Source organism: Jiella flava, from assembly GCF_017349315.1.
GTDB lineage: Bacteria > Pseudomonadota > Alphaproteobacteria > Rhizobiales > Rhizobiaceae > Jiella > Jiella flava.
The window spans coordinates 55,359-71,667 of sequence record NZ_JAFMPP010000018.1 but is presented as its reverse complement, the minus strand read 5'-3'; the positions used below and the strand labels follow the sequence as shown (position 1 = coordinate 71,667).

Here is a 16,309-nt window from a genome sequence, read left to right as displayed (position 1 = left end):
CAATTCATGAAGGGTAGCTCGACGGGCGGGCACATAGAGCGGATATGAGACGAGTAGTCATAACCGGCGTCGGCATGGTGACGCCGCTGGGCGCTGGTGCTTCGGTCACTTGGAAGCGGCTTTTGGCCGGTGAAAGCGGCGCGGCGAAGATCGAAAACTTCGAGGTTTCCGATCTGCCGTGCCAGATCGCCTGTCAGATTCCGCGCGGTGACGGCCACGATGGCACCTTCAATCCCGACCAGTGGATGGAGCCGAAGGAGCAGCGCAAGGTCGACGATTTCATCGTCTACGCTGTCGCTGCCGCGGCCGAGGCGCTCGACGATGCCGACTGGCATCCTGAAAGCTATGAGGACCAGATTACCACCGGCGTCCTGATCGGCTCCGGCATTGGTGGTCTGCAGGGCATCGAGAAAACCTCGCTGATCCTCGCCGAACGTGGGCCGCGGCGGGTCTCGCCCTTCTTCATTCCGGGCAGCCTGATCAATCTCGCCTCCGGCCATGTGTCGATCCGCAACGGCTTGAAGGGCCCGAACCACTCGGTGGTGACCGCCTGCTCGACCGGTGCGCATGCGATCGGCGACGCCAGCCGGCTGATCGCGCTCGGCGATGCCGACGTGATGGTCGCCGGCGGCGCGGAATCGCCGGTCTGTCGACTGTCGATGGCGGGCTTCTCCGCCTGCAAGGCGCTTTCGACCCACTTCAACGATGACGCCACGCGCGGCTCGCGGCCCTATGATCGCGATCGCGACGGCTTTGTCATGGGCGAAGGCGCCGGTGTCGTGGTGCTCGAGGAACTCGAACACGCCAAAGCGCGGGGCGCGCGGATCTATGCCGAGGTGATCGGCTATGGCCTGTCGGGCGATGCCTATCACATCACCGCTCCGGCCGAGGACGGCGACGGCGCCTTCCGCTGCATGACGGCCGCGTTGAAGCGCGCCGGGATTGCGGCGGGCGACCTCGACTACGTCAACGCCCATGGCACCTCGACGCCGATGGGCGACGAGATCGAGCTGCGCGCCTTCGAGCGGCTCGCGGGCGCCGACGCGGGCAAGATCACCATGTCCTCGACCAAGTCGGCGATCGGCCATCTGCTGGGTGCCGCAGGTTCCGTTGAGGCGATTTTCTCGGTGCTGGCGATTCGCGACAATGTTGCACCGCCGACGCTTAATCTCGACAATCCCTCGGTCGAAACGGCGATCGATCTCGTGCCGCACAAGAAAAAAGACAAGCAGATAGATTTGGTGCTGTCGAACTCCTTCGGCTTCGGCGGCACCAACGCTTCGCTGGTGATGCGGCGCTACGTCGGCTGATTTTTCATTTCGCAAGGACTGTTGGAAAGGGCGGATGATCGGTCGATCATTTGCCCTTTTTCGTTGTCGCGGAGGGTCGCGAGGCGGCGTAACATTTTTGCAACAATATTTTCGGGTGACCTCTTTTGCCGGCTTGGCGCCCGTCCCATATTTCGATTGGGCGGCTCGCCGAATGCGGGAGCCGGACTCCAGGACAAGTGTCGTGCGCCTTCACACAGGGCGCGGCGCGGATAGGAGAATGCCATGAATCTGGAAAAATATACCGAGCGCGTCCGTGGTTTCATCCAGGCGGCGCAGACGGCGGCGATGTCCGCCGATCATCAGCAGTTTTCCCCCGAGCATCTTTTGAAGGTGCTGATCGACGATGAGGAAGGGCTCGCCAGCGGTCTCATCGAGAAGGCCGGCGGCGACCCCAAGGATGTGCGCCTTGGCGTCGAGGCGGCGCTGAAGGCGATGCCGAAAGTCTCCGGCGGGGCGGGTCAGCTCTATCTCGCTCAGCCTCTCGCCAAGGTCTTTGCCACCGCCGAGGATATCGCCAAGAAAGCCGGTGACAGCTATGTCTCGGTCGAGCGGCTGCTCTTGGCGCTCGCCATCGAAAAGAGCGCCAAGACCGCCGATATCCTCAAAAAGGCGGGCGTGACGCCGACCGGCCTGAACGAGGCGATCAACGAGCTGCGCAAGGGCCGCACCGCTGACACGGCCTCGGCCGAGAGCGGCTATGACGCGTTGAAGAAATACGCCCGTGATCTGACGGCGGCTGCCCGCGAGGGCAAGCTCGACCCGGTGATCGGCCGCGACGACGAGATCCGCCGGACGATCCAGGTCCTGTCGCGCCGCACCAAGAACAATCCGGTGCTGATCGGCGAGCCCGGCGTCGGCAAGACGGCGATCGCCGAGGGTTTGGCGTTGCGCATCGTCAATGGCGATGTGCCGGAGAGCCTGCGCGACAAGCAGCTGATGGCGCTCGATATGGGCGCGCTGATTGCCGGAGCGAAATATCGCGGTGAGTTCGAGGAACGGCTGAAGGCGGTGCTTTCGGAAGTGACGGCGGCGGCGGGCAATGTCATCCTGTTCATCGACGAGATGCACACTCTCGTCGGCGCCGGCAAGGCGGACGGGGCGATGGATGCGTCCAACCTGTTGAAGCCGGCGCTGGCGCGCGGTGAGCTGCACTGCGTCGGCGCGACCACTCTCGACGAGTATCGCAAGCATGTCGAGAAGGATCCGGCGCTTGCCCGGCGGTTCCAGCCGGTCTTTATCTCCGAGCCGACGGTGGAGGACACGATCTCCATTCTGCGCGGCCTGAAGGAGAAGTACGAGCAGCATCACCAGGTGCGGATCTCTGATTCCGCGCTGGTCGCGGCGGCGCAGCTGTCGAACCGCTACATCACCGACCGCTTCCTGCCCGATAAGGCCATCGATCTGGTCGACGAAGGCGCGGCGCGGCTGCGTATGCAGGTCGATTCCAAGCCGGAAGAGCTGGACGAGATCGACCGGCGGATCATGCAGCTGAAGATCGAGCGTGAGGCACTGAAGAAGGAGACCGACGAGGCGTCGAAGGACCGGCTCGAGCGCCTGGAAGGCGAATTGGCGAATCTGGAGGAGGAATCCGATCGGATCACCCAGGCTTGGCAGGCGGAGAAGTCGAAGCTCGGTCAGGCCGCCGAACTGAAGCGTCAGCTCGACGAAGCCCGCAACGAACTCGCCATCGCCCAGCGGCGCGGCGAATTCCAGCGGGCCGGCGAGCTCGCCTATGGCGAGATCCCGAAGCTCGAGGCCGCGCTGCAGGAGGCCGAGGCGAATGACGGGGCGAAGTCCGGCACGATGGTCGAAGAAACCGTCACCGCCGATCACGTCGCCCAGGTCGTCTCGCGCTGGACCGGCATTCCGGTCGACCGCATGCTGGAAGGCGAGCGCGACAAGCTGCTGCGCATGGAAGACTCGCTGCAGAAGCGGGTCGTCGGCCAGGGCGAGGCGGTGCAGGCCGTGTCGAAGGCGGTGCGCCGGGCGAGGGCGGGGTTGCAGGATCCCAACCGGCCGATCGGCTCATTCATCTTCCTCGGCCCGACGGGCGTCGGCAAGACCGAGCTGACCAAAGCGTTGGCGCGGTTCCTGTTCGACGACGAGGCGGCGATGGTGCGGCTCGACATGTCGGAGTATATGGAGAAGCACTCGGTCGCCCGGCTGATCGGTGCGCCTCCGGGCTATGTCGGCTACGAGGAAGGCGGCGCGCTGACCGAGGCGGTGCGGCGCCGGCCCTATCAGGTGATCCTGTTCGACGAGATCGAAAAGGCGCATCCGGATGTCTTCAACGTCCTTCTGCAGGTGCTCGATGACGGGCGGCTGACGGATGGGCAGGGGCGGACGGTCGACTTCCGCAACACGCTGATCATCATGACCTCCAATCTCGGCGCCGAGTTCCTCACCCGGCTCGGCGACGACGAGGATGCGGAATCGGCCCGCGAGCAGGTGATGGAAGTGGTCAAAGCGTCGTTTAGGCCGGAATTCCTCAACCGGGTCGATGAGGTGATCCTGTTCCACCGGCTGCATCGCTCGGAAATGGGCGCCATCGTCGACATCCAGATGGAGCGGCTGGAAAAGCTGCTCGCCGATCGCAAGATCCATCTGGAGCTCGATGCGACCGGCCGCGAGTGGCTGGCGCAGAAGGGCTACGATCCCGCTTACGGCGCGCGGCCCTTGAAGCGCGTCATCCAGCGCGAGGTGCAGGATCCGCTCGCCGAGAAGATCCTGATGGGCGAGGTCAAGGACGAGGCGACGGTGAAGATTTCGGGCGGCACCGACCGGCTGATCTTCCACGTCGTCGGCTCCAAGGCCGGCGCCGACGGCGACCGCGTCGCGGCTTAAAACGAAGACGCTTTCAGGCGAATGGCAACGGCGTGGTTCCGCAAAGGGCCGCGCCGTTTTGCCGTGTGGTCGTCGGTCGCGTTGCGTTACGCATGGCAGCGTCTTGGCCGGCCATTGATCGCTCCGCCAAAATTTATGTTTGCGATTTGTTCGATTTTCAACCGCGCTCTGAATGCGATTCTTGCTGGAATGATCTGGATGTTTCTCCGCATCCGAGAACGAACGGCTTGGAGTGTTGGCGTCGAGTCTCGATCAATCAGATCCTTGCGGTCGCGACGAAGGCAATGATGCAAATATGTTACAAGCTCTTGGTGATGGACCCGCAGGAAGCCGTCGTTGGAATCATGATGATCGGTGGTCCCGAAGAGGTCATTATCGATCAAAGCATTTTGCAGGCCGATTCGACCGAGGTCGGCGAGGCGATTGCCACGCGGTCTGGCCAAAAGTTGGTGGAGTTGCCACGCGAGTCAGTGCGAGGGCGAATGCGGGTCTGGATTTGTGCGCTGGCCGTCCAAGAGCGCGACGCCGCTTTATTGAAGAGGGAAGCCTGATGATTTTTGACGTAGCGCGAGATCAGAGTTGCCCTATCGGAGCGACAGATCGAAATCGATCCGTCACCGGATGCGGCGACCGCGATCAGCTCGATCGCGGTCGAATTGACCTTCTCCGATCCGTTTCGGATCTGGCGGCTGATGGCTGGGATTCGCGTTCAACCCAAAGGCGTGGGTTGCGAATATTCGGCTCTTCTCCATTTTCACGAAGACAATCGGGCTTGAAGGCGCCAGTCTGAGAGGCCGATCTCGCTTTGGGATGGATGCGGGCCGGCTTTCAGCCCACCAATCCGTAGCGCTCCCGCCTCAGATAGCGCCAGTTCAGCATGATGGCGGCGGTGGCGAGACCGGCGGCGAGGCCGGCCCAGATTCCCGGGCCGCCGATTCCTGCGACGAAGGCGAGGAGATAGGCGACGGGCATGCCGACGGCCCAATAGCTGATCAGCGCGATGATCATCGGAACGCGGGTGTCCTTCATGCCGCGCAGAACCCCTGAGGCGACGGCCTGCAGCGCGTCGGCCACCTGGAACATCGCCGCGACGAGAAGCAGCGGCACCGCTGTCGCGAGCACCTGGGCCGAGGCCGGATTGGCGCGGTCGAGATAAAAGCCGATCAGCCGCTCGGGAAACAGCCAGAACAGGCCGGCGGCGCCGATCGCGATCGCACCGGACAACATAACCGCCATGGTGCCGGCGCGGCCGAGGGCGATCCGGTCGCCGCGCCCATGGGCGACGCCGACCCGCACCGTCGCCGCGCTCGCCAAACCCAGCGGGACCATGAAGGAGATCGAGGCAATCTGCAGGGCAATGCCGTGGGCGGCGAGCGGGATTGTGCCAAGCCAGCCCATCATGATCGACGATGTGGCGAAGAGGCCGACCTCGGCGATGATCGTCGCACCGATCGGCCAACCGAGCCGCAGCACCTCCGCGAAGGCCGGCCAGTCGGCCCGCCATGCGCGGGCATAAAGCTCGTAGCGGGCAAGGCTTGGCGCGAGTGCGGTGTAAAGGACGACCAAGGCCGCCATCAGCCCGTTGGCGAGAACGGTCGCCAACGCCGAGCCGACGATGCCGAGCGCCGGCGCGCCGAAATGCCCGAATATGAAGACGTAATTCAACAAGCCATTGGCGAGCGTGCCGATGACGATCACCGCGAGCATCAGATAGGCCCGGCCGATCACCGTCAGATAGGAGCGCATCCCCATCACCAGGAGCGCCGGAAAGATCGACCACTGTCCGACCCGCATATAGGCGCCCGCGAGATGGGCGGTTCGCGGCGCCTGATCGAAGGCGAGCAGAATCGTTTCGAGATGGGAGAGCGGCAAGAGCACCAGCGCGCCGTAAAGCAAAAGCACCCAAAGGGTCATGCGGATCGAGCGGCGAACGCCGCGCGGATCGTCTCGGCCCTCGGCATTGGCCGCGAGCGGCAAGGCCGCTTGGGCGAAGCCGCTGCCGAAAATGAACAGAAGGAAAAAGCTTTGCGTCGCCAGGACCGCAGCCGCGAGGGGGCCGGGACCCAGCCAGCCGACCATCACCGTGTCGGTGACGTTCATCGTGACCTGTGCCAGCTGCGCGCCGATCAGCGGCAGCGCCAGCGCGACGGTGGAGCCGGCATGGCTGGCCCAGCCTTGAGGAGGCGTCGGCACCGTGGCCGCTGCCGCGCCGTTGCCCGTTTCCCGGTTGTCCTGATCCATCACGCCTGCTTCCTTTCGGATAGGCTTTACAGCATGCGGGGCGAAGGAGCAGCCGCGATTTGCACCCGCGTGCGGATATGAGGCCCGTCGCCCGCTGACCGGGACGCGCCAAGGGCGAGCGTCAGGAAATCGCGGGCGCAGTCTCCTGCAAACGCGACCATTGCGGCATCGATCCTTCGGGCGTTACATCGGGTGTGAGGGATCGGCCGATCCGGCTTTCGACCCCAGAGCAAAAGGCGTCGCATGGCCCGTCCGAACTTTCTCATCATCATGGTCGATCAGGCCAACGGGACGTTGTTTCCGGACGGGCCGGCCGACTTCCTGCGTCTGCCGCATTTGAAGGCGCTGGCGGCGCGCTCGGTGCGGTTCAAGAACAGCTATACGGCTAGCCCACTCTGCGCGCCGGGGCGGGCGGCCTTCATGTCCGGACAACTGCCCTCGCGCACCCGCGTCTACGACAATGCGGCGGAGTTTGCCTCGGCGATCCCGACCTTCGCCCATCATCTGCGCCGGGCCGGCTATTCCACCTGCCTGTCGGGCAAGATGCATTTCGTCGGCCCCGATCAGCTGCACGGCTTCGAGCAGCGGCTGACCACCGATGTCTATCCGGCCGATTTCGGCTGGACGCCGGACTATCGCAAGCCCGGCGAGCGGATCGACTGGTGGTATCACAATCTCGGCTCGGTCACCGGCGCCGGCATCGCCGAGATCACCAACCAGATGGAATATGACGACGAGGTTGCCTTTCATGCCGAGCAGAAGCTCTACGACCTCTCGCGCGGCCACGACGCGCGGCCCTTCGCGCTGACGGTCTCCTTCACCCATCCGCACGATCCTTACGTTGCGCGGCGGAGGTTCTGGGATCTCTTTGAGGACTGCGAGCATCTGGAGCCGCGGGTCGGCACCATCCCCTTCGATGAGCAGGACGCCCATTCGCAGCGGCTTTACCTCGCTAATGACTATAAAAGCTTCGACATCACGCCGGACAATGTGCGCCGGGCGCGGCGCGGCTATTTCGCCAATCTTGCTTATCTCGACGCGAAGATCGGCTCGATCCTTGACGTGTTGAACCGAACCCGCATGGCCGACAACACCGTCGTCGTCTTCGTCTCCGACCATGGCGACATGCTCGGCGAGCGCGGCCTGTGGTTCAAGATGAGCTTCTTTGACGGCTCGGCCCGGGTGCCGTTGATGATCGCCGCGCCGGGCATCGCGCCCTGCCGCGTCGACGACCCGGTCTCGACCATCGACATGGCGCCGACCCTTGCAGATCTTGCCGGGATCGATATGGGCGACATCATGCCCTGGACCGACGGCCATTCGCTCGTGCCGATGATCGAAGGCGCGGCGCGGTCGGAGCCGGTCTATATGGAATATGCCGCCGAGGGCTCCTACGCGCCGCTGGTCTCGATCCGCGAGGGGCGCTGGAAGTTCAATCACTGCGAACTCGACCCGCCACAGCTCTTCGATCTTGACGCCGATCCGGACGAGCGCACCAATCTCGCTACAGATCCGGCCCATGCCGAAACCCTGGCGGGCTTTCAGGCGAAGATGCGGGCGAAATGGGACATGGCCCGCTTCGACGTCGAAGTCCGCGAGAGCCAGGCGCGGCGCTGGGTGGTTTATGAGGCGCTCCGCAACGGCGCTTATTACCCGTGGGATTATCAGCCGCTGCAAAAGGCGTCCGAGCGCTACATGCGCAACCACATGGATCTCAACGTCGTTGAGGAGAATCAGCGCTTTCCGCGCGGCGATTGACGGTATCGTGGGAGAATTGACGCGCGTCGGGCGTCGATGCGTGCCAGCCGCAGTCTGATCGCGTCAGAATTCTTCCCAGCCGTCGATTTCCGGCACGGCGCGCTGATGGGCTGTGCGCTGTTGAACGACCGGAGCCGGGCGCACGCGACGGCGTGGCGCCGCGGTTGGGGGCCACGGGCTGATCTCGTCTTCGCCAGACTCGTCCGGCGTGAGCACCGCGCGGCTCGGCGCAGGCTTCGGCGTCTGCCGGGGCGCGTCGTGGCTCGCACGCAGAGCAGGCTTGGCGGGGCGTTTGGGGGCTGCGAAGCTGCTGATCAGGACGGCCAGCGTCTCGGTTTCGGCGCGTAGTCCTTGCGCAGCGGCCGTTGTCTCTTCGACCATCGCGGCGTTTTGCTGGGTGGTCTTGTCCATCTGGTCGGCCGAGTTCGACACCTCGCGCAGATTGGCCGCCTGATCCTGGGCTCGCTTGGCAATTTCGGCGACCAATCGGCTGACCTCGGCGACCTTGCTGACGATCTCGTTCAGCGACTTGCCCGAATTGGTGACCAGCGCCACGCCTTCCTGAACCTGGCCGTTGGTATCGTTGATCAGCTGCCTGATTTCCTTGGCAGCGTCGGCTGAGCGCTGGGCGAGACCGCGCACCTCCTGGGCGACGACCGCGAAGCCGCGGCCGGCATCGCCGGCCCGTGCCGCCTCGACGCCGGCATTTAAGGCGAGGAGATTGGTCTGAAAGGCGATCTCGTCGATCACGCCGATGATCTTGACGATCTTGTGGGACGACTGCTCGATCGCCGACATGGCGGTGATCGCTTTGCCGACGACGGAGCCGCCTTGGCCGGCGGTGTCGCGGGCGGTGGCAGCTGCCTGTTCGGCCTGACGCGCGCCGGTGGCCGTCTCCTCGACGGCGCCGGAGACGTCGCCGAGGGCGGCGACGGTCTGTTCCAGATTGGCGGCCTGCTGCTCGGTGCGCCGGGCGAGATCGTCGGTCGCGATAAAAATCTCGCCGAGACCGGTCGCCAGTGAGGCATTGGCGATCGAGAGGGAAGAAAAGGTCTGTTCGAGCTTTTCCGCCAGCCGATCGAATCGGCTGCCGATCTCCGGCGCTGCGGCGAGGTGGTCGCCGAGGCGCACCGTGAGGTCGCCGGCCGTCAAGCGTTCGAGGCCGAGCGTCACTGTCTCGAGGGTGTCGTCGAAGCTTTGCCGCTCCTCGTCCAGAGCCGCCATCTCGCGCTCAATCTGTTCGCGTGCGCCGGACTGGCGGAGCTCTTCGGCGGCGTTGGCAGCCGCATGATCGTTGCGGGTGCGGTTTTCGATGGCGGCGACGGCACGGGCGATGGCGCCAAGCTCGTCCTCGCGCCGGACCTCGTCCATCGGCTCGCCATCCTCGCGGGCTTCCAGTTTGGCGGCAAAACGGGCAAGCGGCGCCGTGGTCTGACGGCTGGCGATGACCGCGCCGAGGAGGCTGCTGAAGGCGACGAGCAGGCCGGCGCCGAGGGCCAGGCCGCCAAAGCTGCGCGGCGTGGCCGTAAGGGCCGCCGGTGCGGCAGGTGCGGGGGCGGCCGTCGCTGTGATGGTTTCACTCTTGGCCGGGCGCAGTGTCTCGATGGTCTTGGCGATCAAGCGGGGGCTGTCGATCAAAAGGCCGGAGCGCAGCGCTTGCATGCGGCCGACGAAACCCTTGGTCTGGCTGAGCTTGGCACCGTAGTCCTTCATCAGCTGCAGCGCCGCGCGGGCGCGCTCCAGCTGCGCCGGATCGGTCATCAGCTTGCTCATCGCGGCATGCCGGCCGATCGCGTCGTTGAGCTTTGACTGGGCCATGTCGAAGGCGGCGTCGTCGCCGGTGCGCAGAAAGCGCTCGGCGGACAGAAGGCTTTCGTTGAGGGATTGGAAGGTCGCGGTCGCGTGATAGAGCGCCTCGATGTCGAAGGCGCGCCAGGCCAGCGTGATGACGTCGGACATGGCGTTGACCGCAAGCGGACCGGTCTCCGCCACGGCGGCGGTGGTTTTCGCCTTGCCTTGTTTCAGGCCGTAGAGATCATCGATCGCGGCGCTGTAGGAGGCAACGCCGGTCTCGATTTTCTTCCAGGCGGTCGCGAAGGCCGGGCTGGATTCGACAACGGCGCGTTCCGTCGGCGAGAGCGCGGTCAGTTCGCCAGCGAGGGACTGAAACCGATCATAACTCGCCTTGGCGCCGTCTTCGATGAAGTCGACGGCGGCCAGCCGCATCTGTTCCAGCTGGCCGCTCGCGCGCTCGGCCAGGGCGTCACTCGGCAGCGCGATGGACGCGGCGGGAGCGATGACGGGCGCGACCGTCTGTGGCGGGGCCAAGGTCGCAAAGCCGCCGGCCAGTTCAGCGACAAGGCCGAACAGGACCGCCAGAATGGCAGCCGGCAAGGATGCGAGGATGATCCGTCCCCGGGGGCTAACGCGCAACGCTCTCTTCCATGCTTGAAGGACAGAACGCGGAAGCGATTCCCGCGCTTGTCCAGCCCAACAGACGGGCGCGCCGCCATGTCCTGGACCGGCCGTCCCGCGTCTTGGTCGTCTCAGCTTTACGCGGGCTAGATGGATTGACGCTTGCCAAATTTTCACCTGCTTCCGCCGCTTCGGCCGGGTGATGCGGGTTTCGGCGGGCTCTGAATGGACCGCGTGATCGCGCCGAAGGGACGGAGGGCTGTTCGTGGGGCGCATGGCAGCCATGCAGGAATTTGAAACTTTGGCGTTATTGTCCGGCAAGGGTCATCGGGCTAGAGTCGCTGCCAACATGGCGAAAACGGGAGAGATCGGCCGCAAGGCCGGCGCCGAAGGAGCAACCGCCCCGGAAACTCTCAGGCAAAAGGACCGTTTCGCCGTTTAAAGTCCGAAGAGTGGCGGCCGGATTCGGTCGCCCGCCGAAGGAGAAAACGGAACCGGGAATGCACCCGCGCTTCCGTGAAGCTCTCAGGCTCATGACGGGGGGGGCAGCATGGACCCTGCGTTGATCGCGGGAAGAAAGGCTCGTCATGTCCTCGATCGCCGTCATCGGCGCCGGCATCACCGGTATCACCACCGCCTATAAGCTGCTCGCCCGTGGCTTCGACGTTACTGTCTTCGATCGCCACCCCTACGCGGCGATGGAAACCTCGTTTGCCAATGGCGGTCAGCTTTCGGCCTCCAATGCCGAGGTGTGGAATCAGCCTTCGACCGTCTTGAAGGGCATCAAGTGGATGCTCACCAAGGATGCCCCGCTCTTGGTCAATCCGAAGCCGAGCTGGCATAAGCTGTCCTGGATGGCTGAGTTCGTGCTCGCGGCGCGCAATTACGAACAGAACACCATCGCCACCACCCGACTGGCCATTGAGGCGCGCGAGCATCTCCTCGCCATGGCCGATCGCGAGGGCTTCAGCTTCGACATCGAAAAGCGCGGCATCCTGCATGTCTATGAAGAACAGCGCGAATTCGAACACGCCGCGAAGGTCAACCGGCTCTTGGAGCGCGGCGGGCTGAAACGCATCGCCGTTACGTCGGACGAGATTGCGGCGATCGAGCCGACGATTCACGGCCAATTCATCGGCGGCTTCTTCACCGAGTCGGATTTTACCGGCGACATCCACAAATACACCCGCAACCTCGCCGAGGCGTGCCGCCGCCACGGCGCCAAGCTGAATTTCGCCGCCGACGTGACCAAACTGCGCGCGCGCGGCGGGGACGGCGTCGATGTGATGTGGCGCAAGGCCGGGACCACCGGCGAGGCGAGCCGCGATCATTTCGACGCGATCGTCGTTTGCGCCGGTGTTGCCAGCCGCAAATTTGCGGCACAGCTCGGCGACCGGGTGAATGTCTATCCGGTCAAGGGCTATTCGATCACCGTCAATCTGTCCGATGCCGAGAGCCAGGCCGCAGCGCCGCGGGTCAGCATTCTTGATGACCACGCCAAGATCGTCACCTCGCGCCTCGGCGATGACCGGTTGCGCATAGCGGGCACAGCCGAGTTCACCGGCGAGAACCGGGATATCCGCAACGACCGCATCCGCCCGCTGATCGATTGGTGCCGTCTGCGCTTCCCGGGCGCGTCGACCGCCTCGGTGGTCCCGTGGGCGGGCCTCAGGCCGATGATGCCGAACATGATGCCGCGCGTGCGGGCGGGCCGTCGGCCCGGCGTGTTCTACAATACCGGCCACGGCCATCTCGGCTGGACGCTGTCGGCCATCACCGCCGAGATGATTGCCGGTGAGGTCGAGGCCGCTCAAGCGCGCCGGTCTCGCCCGGTGCAAGGGGCGCGCGCCGAAGCGCACGGCCCGCTGGCCGCCAACGGCGCCTGAGCAGGGTTTCAGCGGTCGTTGAGTGGGCCGTAGCGGCGGATGCCGTTGGCTTCGAGATAAGCCAGGATCAGCCGCGCGGCCTCTTCGGGGGTGGGGTCGACATACAGATTGGCCCCGGCCGCCTGACCGGCGCTCTGACGCATCAGCTTCGGCCGCAGCCGGTGGGGCCGTTCCTCGGCGGTATCGAGGTCGGCCGCGTTGGCCGATCCATCGACGGGATGACGGCGGATGGTGCCGCGTCGCATCGGACCGTAGGCGAAGGGGCGTGGCGGCGGCGCCAGCGGATGCACCGTGACGATCGCCGGCAGGCGGATCGTCACCCGGCGTCGCGCGCCTTTAGCCATCGCCTGATCGACCACGAGCGTTTCGACCGCTGCTCCGGGCGTGATCGCGACCGCATCGGCAAGGATCGGCAGGCCGAGGATCGCAGCCAGACGGTAGGGCAGAAGGCCGGTCTCATGGCCGCCTTCGCCGCGTCGGCCGGCGAGAATGAGGTCGAAACGCTGCCGAGTCAGAAACGCGGCCAGCGCCGACAGCGGATCGGTCGTGTCCGCAAGGTCGAGACGGTCGAGTGCGGTCAGGCCATGGCCGAGCGCCGCCACAACGCCGGTCTCGTTCCGGCCGGCATGGAGGCCTGAGGGCGCTTCGTCGACTTCGGCCGCCAGCGCGATCGCCTGGGCTTCCAGCCGCGAGAGCTGAGGACGATCCGAGACCGGATGACGGGCATGCGAGAGGAGCACCGTGGTTTTCACCGCTCGCCCCCGCGTAACAGCTGGAGCAGCGCCGGCATCACCAACTGAGCGTCCTGGACGATGGCAAGGCCCGCCCGCTCGATCATTGCCGCATGCAGATCGGTGTTGACGGCGATCACATGCTCGCAGCCGGCAATGCCCTGCAGGTGCTGCGGCGCCCCGGAGATGCCGAGGGCGAAATAGCAATCGGCCGACAGCACCGTGCCCGATGCACCGACCTGTGCGGCACGGGGCATCAGCCCGGCGTCGCAGACGACGCGGCTGGCGCCGGGCGTCGCCCTGAGATGTGTGGCAAGATCGCGAAAGGCCGCGAAGTCGCTGACGCCATTGCCGGCGGAGACGACGAAATCGGTCTCGCTGAGGGCGAGGCTCGCCGGATCTCCCGGGATGAATTCGACCGAGAGAATCGCCGGGTCGTCATTGTGGGGCGCCGTGTCGAGCGCGAGTGCCCGCGCCTCGCAAGGCGCTGCCTCGTAGGGCTTTATCCGGTCCTCGCCCAGGCTGATCAGGCGCGGCGGGGTGGCGGCGATCTCGGCGCGGCCGTTGCGGATCGCGCGCACCGCCTGGCGCGATGTCAGATGCTCGACATTGGCAAGCAGCGGCTCGTCGAGGGCGATGGCGAGACGGCGGGCCAGATCGGCGCTGTCGCCGGTCTCTGCGAACAAAACATGGCGTGGCGAAAGGGCATCGACGGTTTGGCGCAGCGCTTTCGCCACGGTGCCGGGCATTGCCTCCGCCGTAAACAAAAGGACACGGTCGGCGCCCGCCTCGCCGAGCCCTTCGACCGAATGCGATGCGATGGCGACGACACCGGCGCCGCCATCGCCGGCATCGGCAAGGAGCCGGGCGGCGCCGAGCACCTGGCGGTCGAAGCGGCTCAGTCGGCCGCCCGGCGCCTCGACGACGGCGAAGACCAAAAAGGCTGGTTCGTCGACGATGCGAAGTTCGGGTTTGGCCGGCTGCGGCTGCGTGGTCATGCCGCTGCGAGCAGGAGCGACGATGGGGGGCACTCCGGCCCGACCTGGCAGCGGCTGCGAGCGATCGTAGCGCGGGCGCGATCCGGTGGCGCCGACATCGTGGCTCTGGCGCTCGGCACGTGGATCTCTGCGTGGCCGGCTCATGCGGGTTCAACCTCAAGGGCCCGGACCGCTTCAGCGGGGCGCATGGCGGCCGCCTCGATCGCCTCCAGGAAAAGTTCGGCGACGTCCTTCACCACCGGTCGCTCGCCGGTCACACCCTCCAGCATAGCCGCGCATTGCGGGCAGGCGACAGCGACGGTTTTTGCCCCGGTCTCTGCCGCCTGGGCCATGCGCAGATCGGGAATGCGGGTGTCGCCGGGAATGTCGGCCACCGGCGCGCCGCCACCACCGCCGCAGCACATCGCGCGTTTGCCGGAACGGGCCATCTCGTGGCGCTCCAGACCCAATGCGTCGAGCAGCCTGCGCGGCGCCTCGACCTCGCCGTTGTAGCGGCCGAGATAGCAGGGATCGTGATAGGTGATCGAGCGGCCGGCAAGAGGAGAAAGGGGGATCCGCCCCGCCGCTGCGAGCTCGGCGAGAAAGGCGGTGTGATGCACCACCTCATAGGTGCCGCCGAAGGCCGGATATTCGTTGCGAAGGACATGCAAGGCATGCGGGTCGGCGGTCAGGATGCGCCTGAAACGAACCGAGGCGAGCGCCGCGACATTGGCGCTGGCCAGCCGCTGGAAGGTTGCTTCATCGCCGAGCCGGCGGGCGAGATCGCCGCAATCGCGTTCGTCGGCGCCCAGCACCGCGATATCCACCTTCGCTGCGGTGAGGATCCGGATCAGCGCCGTCAGCGTGCGCTGGCCACGCAGATCGAAGGCGGCCTGGCCGAGCCAGAGCAAGACGTCGGTCTGTCCGCCCGCGGCGATGACAGGAAGCTTGAGCCCGGCGGCAAAATCCGTGCGCTCGGCGAGCACTCGGCCGTTCGGCTCGTCGCAGCCGCGAAAATTGGCCAGCGGCTCCTCGGCCTTCAGCGGGATGGCGCCGCGTTCCTGCGTCTGGAAGCGCCGAAGATCGATGATCGTATCGACATGCTCGATCATCATCGGGCATTCCTCGACGCAGGCCCGGCAGGTGGTGCAGGACCACAGCGTGTCGGGATGGATCACGCCCTCGGCCGAAACGATCGGCGCATGGAGCCCGATTCTGCCGCCGACCGGGCGGGCGTTCGGATAGGGATTGCCGTGATAGGGCGGCCGCTCGCCGCCGGCGCTGGCCGCTGCGAGATCGGCGATCAGATGTTTTGGGCTCAAGGGCTGGCCGGCGGCAAAGGCCGGGCAGGCGGCTTCACAGCGCCCGCATTGGACGCAGGCGTCGAAGGCGACGAGCCGGTTCCAGGCAAAATCCGCCGGTGTTTCCGTGCCAAGCTTTTCGGCATCGAGATCGAGCGGCTTCAGCTCCGTGGAACGCCCGCCGCCGAAACGCTGAGGCCGCGGATGGACGACGAGATGGGTCGCGCCGGCAAGGGCATGGCGCATCGGGCCTTCAGCCGCGGTCGCGGCAAGCGCGACACCGCCGACGGCGGCTAAGATCAGCGTCAACAGCTCCAACGCCGGCAGCGCGTTACCAAAGGTCGCGAACAGCGCACTCAGCCCGCTGGCGATCGCGAAGGCGATCAGGGCGAAGGGGAACGTCTGCCACGATCCACCGGACAGCCGGGCGAGTCGGCGCGGATAGCGCCGGCGGATTTCAAGGAGCGCGCCGGCGGTCATCGCCAGAAAGGCGAGGGTCACGAGCGCCCAGAAGAAGCGCCAGGCGGTGAGCCCGGTTACGAGGCCGATGAGCAGGAAGCCGCAGGCGGCAACCAAGCCGCCGGCGAGTGGCACATGCATCTTGGCGGCGGCGCGATCGCGCTCGACGACATGGTGGACGTCGACGAGATAGCGCTTCGGCAGCGCCCTCAGCCCGCCAAGCCAATCGACCGGCGCCGGCTGGCCGCGCCGCCACAGCCTCAGTCGCCGGCCGATCTGTACGCCGGCGACGGCGATCATCAGCACCACGATCCAGGGCAGGAAGGTGGCGGTCATCGGCGACGGCTCCCGTCCCACCGATGCGAC

Annotated in this window: 10 protein-coding genes and 1 riboswitch; of the genes, 5 read left to right on the top strand and 5 right to left on the bottom strand. The window is 65.8% G+C overall.

The window, feature by feature from the left end; translation table 11 throughout:
• Positions 1–44: 44 nt before the first annotated feature.
• From fabF to J1C48_RS16765, 3 genes are all read left to right on the top strand, one after another.
• Positions 45–1,310, top strand: a complete 1,266-nt coding sequence (fabF, locus tag J1C48_RS16775; protein WP_207259157.1) for a beta-ketoacyl-ACP synthase II — start codon at positions 45–47, stop codon at positions 1,308–1,310.
• Between the two features lie 243 nt (positions 1,311–1,553).
• The gene (gene clpB / locus J1C48_RS16770; RefSeq protein WP_207259156.1) at positions 1,554–4,175 is read left to right on the top strand and encodes an ATP-dependent chaperone ClpB; all 2,622 of its coding nucleotides are present in this window, start codon (positions 1,554–1,556) and stop codon (positions 4,173–4,175) included.
• 92 nt (positions 4,176–4,267) lie between these two features.
• Positions 4,268–4,726: a hypothetical protein gene (locus J1C48_RS16765; protein WP_207259155.1), complete on the top strand. Its 459-nt coding sequence runs from the start codon at positions 4,268–4,270 to the stop codon at positions 4,724–4,726.
• A 277-nt stretch (positions 4,727–5,003) separates the two neighbouring features.
• On the opposite strand, the gene J1C48_RS16760 is transcribed toward J1C48_RS16765, so the two are convergent.
• The gene (locus J1C48_RS16760) at positions 5,004–6,416 is read right to left on the bottom strand and encodes an MATE family efflux transporter (protein WP_207259154.1); all 1,413 of its coding nucleotides are present in this window, start codon (positions 6,414–6,416) and stop codon (positions 5,004–5,006) included.
• Positions 6,417–6,659: 243 nt separating this feature from the next.
• Between J1C48_RS16760 and betC the strand changes: the two genes are divergently transcribed.
• Positions 6,660–8,174, top strand: coding sequence for a choline-sulfatase (gene betC / locus J1C48_RS16755; protein ID WP_207259153.1), 1,515 nt, complete (start codon positions 6,660–6,662; stop codon positions 8,172–8,174).
• A gap of 63 nt (positions 8,175–8,237) precedes the next feature.
• Here the strand turns inward: betC and J1C48_RS16750 are convergent, their stop codons facing one another.
• Positions 8,238–10,568 (bottom strand): methyl-accepting chemotaxis protein, encoded by a 2,331-nt coding sequence (locus J1C48_RS16750; RefSeq protein WP_231081869.1) that lies wholly within the window; start codon positions 10,566–10,568, stop codon positions 8,238–8,240.
• Positions 10,569–10,938: 370 nt separating this feature from the next.
• Positions 10,939–11,028: riboswitch (glycine riboswitch) on the top strand.
• Between the two features lie 148 nt (positions 11,029–11,176).
• Between J1C48_RS16750 and J1C48_RS16745 the strand changes: the two genes are divergently transcribed.
• Complete coding sequence (locus J1C48_RS16745; protein WP_207259152.1) at positions 11,177–12,475, top strand: D-amino acid dehydrogenase; 1,299 nt, start codon at positions 11,177–11,179, stop codon at positions 12,473–12,475.
• Between the two features lie 8 nt (positions 12,476–12,483).
• Here J1C48_RS16745 and J1C48_RS16740 read toward each other — a convergent pair whose 3' ends face one another.
• Genes J1C48_RS16740 through J1C48_RS16730 form a run of 3 tightly spaced genes read right to left on the bottom strand, consistent with a single transcriptional unit; the run spans position 12,484 to position 16,279 of the window.
• Positions 12,484–13,227 (bottom strand): adenine nucleotide alpha hydrolase family protein, encoded by a 744-nt coding sequence (locus J1C48_RS16740; RefSeq protein WP_207259151.1) that lies wholly within the window; start codon positions 13,225–13,227, stop codon positions 12,484–12,486.
• Positions 13,224–14,348 (bottom strand): electron transfer flavoprotein subunit alpha/FixB family protein, encoded by a 1,125-nt coding sequence (locus tag J1C48_RS16735; protein WP_207259150.1) that lies wholly within the window; start codon positions 14,346–14,348, stop codon positions 13,224–13,226. The genes J1C48_RS16740 and J1C48_RS16735 overlap by 4 nt, the downstream gene beginning before the upstream one ends.
• Positions 14,345–16,279, bottom strand: a complete 1,935-nt coding sequence (locus J1C48_RS16730) for a DUF3483 domain-containing protein (protein ID WP_207259149.1) — start codon at positions 16,277–16,279, stop codon at positions 14,345–14,347. Before J1C48_RS16730 ends, J1C48_RS16735 begins: the two co-directional genes overlap by 4 nt.
• Positions 16,280–16,309: the final 30 nt, after the last annotated feature.

Coding starts and splice junctions, on each gene's coding strand:
- fabF (WP_207259157.1), top strand. CDS start 45: ATGAGACGAGTAGTCATAACCGGCGTCGGCATGGTGACGCCGCTGGGC.
- clpB (WP_207259156.1), top strand. CDS start 1,554: ATGAATCTGGAAAAATATACCGAGCGCGTCCGTGGTTTCATCCAGGCG.
- J1C48_RS16765 (WP_207259155.1), top strand. CDS start 4,268: ATGGCAGCGTCTTGGCCGGCCATTGATCGCTCCGCCAAAATTTATGTT.
- J1C48_RS16760 (WP_207259154.1), bottom strand. CDS start 6,416: ATGGATCAGGACAACCGGGAAACGGGCAACGGCGCGGCAGCGGCCACG.
- betC (WP_207259153.1), top strand. CDS start 6,660: ATGGCCCGTCCGAACTTTCTCATCATCATGGTCGATCAGGCCAACGGG.
- J1C48_RS16745 (WP_207259152.1), top strand. CDS start 11,177: ATGTCCTCGATCGCCGTCATCGGCGCCGGCATCACCGGTATCACCACC.
- J1C48_RS16735 (WP_207259150.1), bottom strand. CDS start 14,348: ATGAGCCGGCCACGCAGAGATCCACGTGCCGAGCGCCAGAGCCACGAT.
- J1C48_RS16730 (WP_207259149.1), bottom strand. CDS start 16,279: ATGACCGCCACCTTCCTGCCCTGGATCGTGGTGCTGATGATCGCCGTC.